The sequence below is a fragment of the Streptomyces sp. NPDC004667 genome (genome assembly GCF_040609475.1).
Lineage (GTDB): Bacteria > Actinomycetota > Actinomycetes > Streptomycetales > Streptomycetaceae > Streptomyces.
In genome coordinates this window covers 1-4,326 of sequence record NZ_JBEXKC010000197.1, presented here as the reverse complement: position 1 = coordinate 4,326, position 4,326 = coordinate 1, and the positions used below count along the sequence as shown (strand labels likewise).

At 72.1% G+C, this 4,326-nt stretch carries 5 protein-coding genes and 1 pseudogene; 3 read left to right on the top strand and 3 right to left on the bottom strand.

Features of this window, described 5'->3' with window-relative positions; translation table 11 throughout:
- Window positions 1-594, bottom strand: a pseudogene (locus ABZW32_RS39035) (histidine kinase); the annotation flags it as partial.
- 109 nt (window positions 595-703) lie between these two features.
- Entirely contained in the window at window positions 704-793 is a 90-nt protein-coding gene (kdpF, locus tag ABZW32_RS39030; protein ID WP_042817481.1) for a K(+)-transporting ATPase subunit F, read from the bottom strand.
- Window positions 794-1,461: 668 nt separating this feature from the next.
- On the opposite strand from kdpF, the gene ABZW32_RS39025 reads away from it, so the two are divergent.
- Entirely contained in the window at window positions 1,462-1,872 is a 411-nt protein-coding gene (locus tag ABZW32_RS39025; RefSeq protein ID WP_356225561.1) for a hypothetical protein, read from the top strand.
- Window positions 1,873-1,886: 14 nt separating this feature from the next.
- Here ABZW32_RS39025 and ABZW32_RS39020 read toward each other — a convergent pair whose 3' ends face one another.
- A complete protein-coding gene (locus ABZW32_RS39020; protein ID WP_356225560.1) occupies window positions 1,887-2,756 on the bottom strand; it encodes an endonuclease/exonuclease/phosphatase family protein in 870 nt (289 codons plus the stop codon).
- Window positions 2,757-3,095: 339 nt separating this feature from the next.
- Here ABZW32_RS39020 and ABZW32_RS39015 point away from each other — a divergent pair, with 339 nt between their 5' ends.
- Both ABZW32_RS39015 and ABZW32_RS39010 read left to right on the top strand, forming a co-directional pair.
- Window positions 3,096-3,392 (top strand): hypothetical protein, encoded by a 297-nt coding sequence (locus ABZW32_RS39015; protein WP_356225558.1) that lies wholly within the window; start codon window positions 3,096-3,098, stop codon window positions 3,390-3,392.
- Window positions 3,389-3,979 (top strand): DUF1963 domain-containing protein, encoded by a 591-nt coding sequence (locus ABZW32_RS39010; protein WP_356225556.1) that lies wholly within the window; start codon window positions 3,389-3,391, stop codon window positions 3,977-3,979. The genes ABZW32_RS39015 and ABZW32_RS39010 overlap by 4 nt, the downstream gene beginning before the upstream one ends.
- Window positions 3,980-4,326 lie beyond the last annotated feature (347 nt).

The window sequence follows — 4,326 nt, the reverse complement described above, 5'->3', positions numbered from 1 at the left end:
CGCGGTGAGGTTCCCCGGCCGGAAGTAGTTCGACAGGGCCGCGTCGACCTTGTCGGGCTTGTAGACGTTGCCGTGGGCCATGCGCCGCCGCAGGGCCTGCGGGGACATGTCGACGAGCTCGATCTGGTCGGCGCGGCGCGCGACCTCGTCGGGGACCGTCTCCCGCTGGCGTACGCCGGTGATCGTCTCGACCACGTCGCCCAGCGACTCCAGGTGCTGGATGTTCACGGTCGAGACGACATCGATGCCGGCCTGGAGGAGCTCCTCGACGTCCTGCCAGCGCTTGGCGTTGCGCGAGCCGGGTACGTTGGTGTGGGCGAGCTCGTCCACCAGCGCGACGGCGGGCCGCCGCGCGAGGATCGCGTCCACGTCCATCTCGGTGAAGGTGGAACCGCGGTACTCCAGCTCGCGCCGCTCGATGAGCTCCAGACCGTGCAGCATCACCTCGGTCCGCGGACGACTGTGGTGCTCGACGAAGCCGACGACGCAGTCGGTGCCCCGCTCGACCCGTCGGTGTGCCTCGGACAGCATCGCGTACGTCTTGCCGACGCCCGGTGCCGCACCGAGGTAGATGCGGAGCTTGCCGCGTCCCATGTTCAGACTCTTCTTCTCTGTGGTCGCCCGGCGGGCGGTAGGCGAGGGCGAGCGCGGCGATCAGCGCGAGGAGCTGGAGGACGCCGGCGGTCCGGGGACTCGTGCCGGCTCAGAACCTCTCCGGGTACACGAGGGCGAGGACGAGGTATCCGAGCAGGGAGACGGCCACGACGAGGCCGACGATGTTCTCGACGGTCACAGCTCGGCCACCCCCCGGGCGATGAGAGCCACCAGCGCGAACACCGCGACCGTGGTGACGACGAAGGCCGGATCGGCCACGGCGAGCTCCTGGATGAAGAGAGAGGAATCGAATCGGCCAGATGGCCGATGCCGAGATAACCCTGTCTTCAGCCCGGCGTTGAGTCACCTTGACGGGCTCCATACGGGCGCAGGGGAACTCTTGACGACATCCTTACGGGAAGCGGAGGAAGAGGGCCCGTCGACGCACCCCTGACGGTCGCTTGACGCGTCTCGTGCGCCGCCGTCAAGAGGGTGCCAATTCCCGCGTCCCCATGGGCACGGCCGGCGGAACGGGCAGTAGTTTCCTGCCTGTTGCGCCGCCGGGGACCTCGCATGCTCACATGACGGCCGAGGGGGTCCATGGAGAGGGTCCCCGGCGGCGACACCCCTCTTCCGCATCCCGGCCACGAGCTGCCAGGGCTGCCGCCACGCCCTCGAACCCATTCAGAAGGTCGCTTCATGTCTCCCCACGCCGCGCCGTATCGGGCGCTCCGTCACCGGCGCCGCCAGGGGGCGGAGGGACAGGACCCCACCCCGCTTCCCTCCCGCCCGTACGGGGTACGTCCACGGGTGCGGGCCCGCGGGGTGGCCGGGCCGTGCGGTATCGGCAGCCGGAGGGGGCCCGCGATGGCCGAAGTGACCAGGCTCGGCGGAGCGGCGGTGGTCCTGCTGTTCATCCTGCGCTTCGACATGAGCGAGGACCAGCGGATGCACGATCAGGGCGTGACCGAGCAGGCCGTGGTGACGGAGTGGATCCGTACCTCCGACCCCATGAGCGGCATCCGCGACCAGGTCACGTCGATCGGCCTGAAGCTCCCCGACGGAGGCAGGCCCCGCCTCGAACTCAAGGGCGCCCACCCGCCGGCCGTCGGGTCGACGGTGCAGGTCACCCGGGACCCGCGGGGCGACGTGCCGATCCGCCTGGGGCCCCGCCCCGGCGCCCCCGGCGGTGTCCTCGCCACGATCACCCTCGTCGTGGTCCTGGGCACCAGCCTCACCCTGAGCACCGCGGCCGCGGCCTTCGTCAAGGACCGGTAGGCACGTCCCGGCCGTCAACCACGGCCCGGCCCCGCGTTCAGGTCGGTGTGCAGCATGTGGTGGTCCGAGTACGGGCTGGGGCGGACGCGGTGCGTGCGCGGGGCGATGCCGCGCAGGAACACGTAGTCGAACTTGCTGTTCCAATCGGTGGTCGCCGCGCAGCTGTCGGCGTCGCCGGGCGAGGGGCGGCAGCCGGGGTCCGTGTCCCGGGCCAGGGCCCACATCGGGCCGAGCTCGGGCGCGTCCGGCACGGCGTTGAAGTCGCCGAGGACGATCGCACGGTCGTGACGGGCGACCTCCGCGGCGAGTACCTCCACCTGGCCCGCCCGGACCTCTCCCTGCCGGCGTTCGGCGAGGTGGGTGTCGAAGACGCGGACGGGACGGCCGCCCACCAGCGTGGTGACGGCCAGGTATCCGCGGTCCTCGGAGCCGCCATCGGGGTATTCGACGCTCACCCGGTCCGTCATCGGCGCCGCCGAGAGGATCGCCTGGCCGAAACCGCCCGGCCGCCACGGCAGCCCCCCGCACCGGTTCCAGTTCCGCAGGACCGACCCGTACTCGACCCGGTAGACCAGCCCGTAGACCTCCTCCAGGTACCCGCGGATCTCCTCGACGTCCCGTACGCACGCCTCCTGCAGGCCGATGACCTGCGGCGCGGCCGTGGCGATCTCCGTCGCCCGGCCGAAGTTGAGCCCGCTCCCGCCGCACGGATTGCAGATGTTCCACGTGCCGACCCGGTCGGGCACGACCTCCCCGGGGGCATCGGACGGCAGCGGCCTGGCGAGGGGCAGGCCACGGCTCGGTGCGCTGGGACCCAGGAGCAGCACCATGCAGACCGCGGCCATCGCGCCCGCGGCCCACCGCGCGCCCCTTCTCAGCACCATCGCCTCCCCGGAGTGGACGCACATCATCACACGGTTCCCTCGACCCGCGATCGAGGTGCCCCGCGGCCGGCCCGTCCGGCATCATCACGGCACGACCGGCCATCGGATCACCCGTCGAACGGCGGACCGTGAACCCCGCGGACCGGAAGGTCCGTATCGGCAAGGGAGCGGCCCGCTTCGCGGTGGTCGAGGAGGTCTACGGCTGGACCGTCCCGCCGCGGGGCAGCCACGCCGACCACGTGGTGGTGACCGAAGACCGGATCGTGCCCAAGCCGCGCACCCTCGACCACGTCGGCTCGGCCGCGCTGCCGATCTCCGGCTTCACCGATCGACCACACGGTGGAGGACTTCTCGGCCCTGCGCGGCATCCTGGTCGACGTCGTCGGCGTCGGTGCGGACCGCACCGAGGTGACGGCCCGAGCCGCCGAACTCGGCGTGCGGTTCGTGGAGTTCTTCCTGGAACCCACTCCCGCCGTGCTGACCGCCTTCGTCCTCGTGCCGTGGTCCCGACGTCCGGGACCCATCGGGTCGACAGGACGGATACCCCGACCCCGGCTGAACCCGCCGGGCCGACCAGAGCGTGCTCGGCCCCACCTCCCGCACCGCCGCAACCCCGCGCGTACATTCCCGGCATGACGATGTTCCTCCTCGACGGCGGGCCGGTCGCCCCGGACGCCCCGGTCACCCGTACCGGCGGCACACCCCTCGCCCCCGCGGGCACCCTGTGGCCGGCCTGCGCCGCGTGTGCCGCACCCCTGCAGTTCCTCGCCCACATCCGCCTCGGCGACCTCCCGGGGCACACCACCCCCGCCCCCGGGGTACTGGCCCTGTTCATGTGCGCGAACCGCCCCGGACAGTGCACACAATGGAGCCCCACCGCAGGTGGCAACCTCGCCCTGCTGCTCCCCGACGGCGGCCTGGAGCCCGTCCCGGCCCCCGACGGCGTGGATCGGGAACTCCTCGGACTCGGAGCCGTCCGGGCCGCCGTGCCCGCCCGCACGGCACCCGGCACCGCGACGATCCTGGGCCGGTTCGGCGGCAGCCCCGACTGGCTCCAGTGCGATGAGACACCCTCCTGTCCCACCTGCGCGCAGCCCATGGTCTTCACCGTTGAACTCGCCGAAGGCCCCGACCCCGTGACCGCGATGAACTTCGGTTCCGGCCGCGCCTACGTGCACAGCTGCACGCCGTGTGGCCGCGCGGCACTCCTGTGGCAGTGCTGACCGCCATGACTCCCCGGGCTGAATGACCGGCCACCCGACCGAGTCACCGTCCTCGTCCGGCCCCGCAGACCGTGGTGTCGAACCACTGGTAGGAAACTTTCCTATCCGCTACGCTCCCCGACGGCGGCCCGGCACCGTGCCGGATGGCATGGGCATGACATGCTCAGCGGGAGCTCCGACCCGGCCGCCGTGACGCCGTCCCCTGCTCGCCCCCGGGTGCGGAGGGCGGCGTCCCCGCACCGGTGTCCAGCTCTCGCCGTTCCCAGGTCAAGGAGTCAGGCATGCACCTGCGCGCCTCCATCCCACCACCCGCATCCGGCAGTCGGCTTCGGCCCGCCGCCCTCGTC

Excerpts from the sequence above, each read along its gene's own strand:
- ABZW32_RS39025 (WP_356225561.1), top strand. The coding sequence starts at position 1,462 with ATGGCCGAAGTGACCAGGCTCGGCGGAGCGGCGGTGGTCCTGCTGTTC.
- ABZW32_RS39020 (WP_356225560.1), bottom strand. The coding sequence starts at position 2,756 with ATGGTGCTGAGAAGGGGCGCGCGGTGGGCCGCGGGCGCGATGGCCGCG.
- ABZW32_RS39010 (WP_356225556.1), top strand. The coding sequence starts at position 3,389 with ATGACGATGTTCCTCCTCGACGGCGGGCCGGTCGCCCCGGACGCCCCG.